We start from the raw sequence: 3024 nt of genomic DNA, 5'->3' as shown, positions 1-3024 counted from the left end.
GTAGCGGGCGATGGCGAGCGAGCCGCGGTCAGCGTAGGTCGTGTCGCGCGGGTGCATCATCATGACGGCGTCGATGCCGTCGAAGACACCGGCGTTGGCCATGATGACCTTGCCGCCGCCGCCCTCTTCAGCCGGTGTGCCGATCACTTTCAGCGTACCAACCATGTCCGGCAGCGCCCGACGCAGCGCGATGCCGGCACCGACGCCCCAGGTCGCGATCAGGTTGTGGCCGCAGGCGTGGCCGAGCTTCGGCAGCGCATCGTATTCGGCGAGGATGGCGACGACCGGCTCGCCACTGCCGTAGGTCGCGATGAACGCGGTGTCCATGCCGGCTGTGCCGCGCTCGACCTCGAAGCCGTGCTCCTCAAGCTCGTTGGTCAGCAGATCGGCCGCGTGATGCTCCTCGAACGCCAGCTCGGGATGGGCGTGCAGGTCCTGCGACATCCCGATCAGGCGCGGGTGCAGTGCGCGCGCTTCCGCAGCGATACGCTCCTTGGCTTCTTCGACGCTGATCGACACCGTCATGCTGGCCCCCTCCGCGAAATCGTGCTTCATGTCCGGCCATGATAGATGCTCTGGCTTCGATCACAAACACGCAACTGGCACGCACGGTCCCATCTGGGCCACAATCCAGGCAGCAACAGGAGGACAGATGCGCGCAATCACCAGTTCACCAGACTTCGCTCGGGCCACACTCTACGGCCTCGTCGGTGTGGTGTTCACGACGCTGGCCATTGGTATCCCGACCGACGTGATCCCCAACCCGTTCTTCATGCGGATGACGCCGGTGCGACCGCAAGATTATGTCTTTCTGATCATCACGGCGCTGCTTGCCGGACTGCTGGCAGCGTCGTATGCACTGCCGCGCGCGAACGCCTGCCCGACACAGCAGGGCAAGACGACAGTCGGCGGCTTCCTGTCGTTCTTCGCCATCGGCTGCCCGACCTGCAACAAGCTGGTCCTGCTTCTGCTGGGCAGCAGCGGGGCGGTGCGCTTCTTCGAGCCGATCCAGCCGATCCTCGCAATCGCCTCGATCGCACTGCTTGGAGCTGCCGTCTGGGTGCGCTGGCGTCCAGTCGTCCGCGAGCCGGCCGGTCCGGCGCTGGGGTCCTGAGCGCAATCCGCGCCAGATCGCCCCGGAAGTGACACACGGTCGCAATTTCTGCCCGGCAAAGCGACGGATTCCACAGGTTTATACGAAGCATAAATCGCATATCTGCGCGAACGTACGCGATGCTATACTCTGTCTACACACGAAGCCGGTTGGTGTAGAGCGTCGACAGGTAGTCACCTCGCGTTGGGGGCTTGGGTACAATCAGTCGGCAGTCACGCGGCAACCTGCGCAGGTACGCTGCGGAGCTGATGGCTCGTCGACGACGCGTCATCCCGCAGCTTGCGTCGCCTTGCGCCGGTGCATCGCACCATTCGCCGCCCGACCGATCGCGCACGACTGGGCCAGTGTGGGCATCCTGCGCCACCGTGGCTCGCGCGATCGACGGCCTCAGGCCGATGAGGATGGTTTTCATAGATGAGCCAGTACGATCTCTATTCGGTACGCTACCCGCTACTTCCACTCAAGAACGTCGTGATCTTCCCGCGCAACGTCGTCACCCTGCTCGTCGGTCGGAGCCGATCGATTCAGGCGATCGAGGAGGCGCTGGCCCGCGATAGCCGGATCGTCGTCACCGCCCACCGCGACCCGGAGCTGGATGACCCGCGCCCGGACGACCTGTACTCCCTCGGCACGCTGGCCGAGGTCGTCTCGGTCGAGCGCCAGCAGGGCAGCAATATTCAGGTGGTGCTCGAAGGGCTCCACCGCGTCGACATCGTTCAGTTCGATAACAGCCGCCCGTACTACACCGTCCGTGCCGAGCGCGCCGACGACGAAGAGATCTCGCCATCCGAGGCCGCCGCGCTGATCGAGGTGACCCGCGATCTCACGCGCCGCTACAGCGAGAAGAAGAGCAAGTTCAGCGCCGAGATCATGGAGATGATCCTGACGGCGACGGACGCCGGCCACCTGGCCGACCTGCTGACGACCCAGCTCGTCACCGGTGTGCGACGACGGCAGGAGTTCCTGGAGAACCTCAACCCGGCCAGTCGTCTCGAATCGCTGGCTGTCCATCTGACCACTGAGGTGGAGATGGCCGACCTCGAGCAGCGGATCAAGAACCGCGTCCGGGAGCAGATCGACAAGAACCAGCGCGAGTACTACCTGCGCGAGCAATTGAAGGCGATCCACGACGAGCTGTCCGGCGAGGGCGGCAACGAGATCGAGGCGCTACGCCAGAAGATCGCCGACGCCGATCTGCCGGAGAGTGTCGTTGACCGACTGAACAAGGAGCTGCAACGGCTGGAACGGATGCCGGCTGTCTCGGCAGAAGCGACGGTCGTGCGCAACTACATCGACACGATCATGGCGCTGCCGTGGGATAACTCGACCGAGGACAATCTCGACCTCGACCACGCCGAGGAGATCCTGAACGCTGACCACTACGGTCTGGAGCAGGTCAAGGATCGCATCGTTGAGTTCCTGGCCGTCCGCAAGCTGACCGCCGAGCAGGGCATCTCGACGGCGATGGCTGGTCAGATCCTCTGTCTGGCCGGACCTCCGGGGGTTGGCAAGACCAGCCTCGGCCGCTCGGTTGCCCGGGCGATGGGCCGCTCGTTCGTGCGAGTCAGCCTCGGCGGCGTGCGGGACGAGGCGGAGATCCGCGGCCATCGACGCACCTACATCGGCGCGTTCCCCGGTCGCATCATCGGTGCGATGAAGACTGCCGGAACAACCAACCCGGTTGTGCTGCTCGACGAGATCGATAAGATGTCGTCGGACTATCGCGGCGACCCGGCCTCGGCAATGCTGGAAGTGCTCGATCCCGAGCAGAACCGCGAGTTCACCGACCACTTCCTCGACACACCCTACGATCTCTCGCAGGTGCTGTTCATCACCACCGCGAACTACCTCGCCAATGTGCCCCGACCACTACGCGATCGCATGGAGATCATCGAGCTGACCGGCTACAC

At 64.4% G+C, this 3024-nt stretch carries 3 protein-coding genes; 2 read left to right on the top strand and 1 reads right to left on the bottom strand.

From position 1 onward, the window contains the following. Positions 1 to 525 (bottom strand): hypothetical protein (locus tag M9890_15695; GenBank protein ID MCO5178398.1); only part of this gene is annotated, 525 nt, incomplete at its 3' end. 127 nt (positions 526 to 652) lie between these two features. On the opposite strand from M9890_15695, the gene M9890_15690 reads away from it, so the two are divergent. Further along, positions 653 to 1114, top strand: coding sequence for a hypothetical protein (locus M9890_15690; GenBank protein MCO5178397.1), 462 nt, complete (start codon positions 653 to 655; stop codon positions 1112 to 1114). A gap of 414 nt (positions 1115 to 1528) precedes the next feature. Then, the coding region (locus M9890_15685) for an LON peptidase substrate-binding domain-containing protein (GenBank protein MCO5178396.1) at positions 1529 to 3024 on the top strand (1496 nt) is incomplete at its 3' end.

It is taken from the genome of Thermomicrobiales bacterium (genome assembly GCA_023954495.1).
Taxonomy (GTDB): Bacteria; Chloroflexota; Chloroflexia; order Thermomicrobiales; family CFX8; genus JAMLIA01.
Note: the sequence above shows the minus strand (reverse complement) of the source record. Positions and strands in the feature narration are given on the sequence as shown.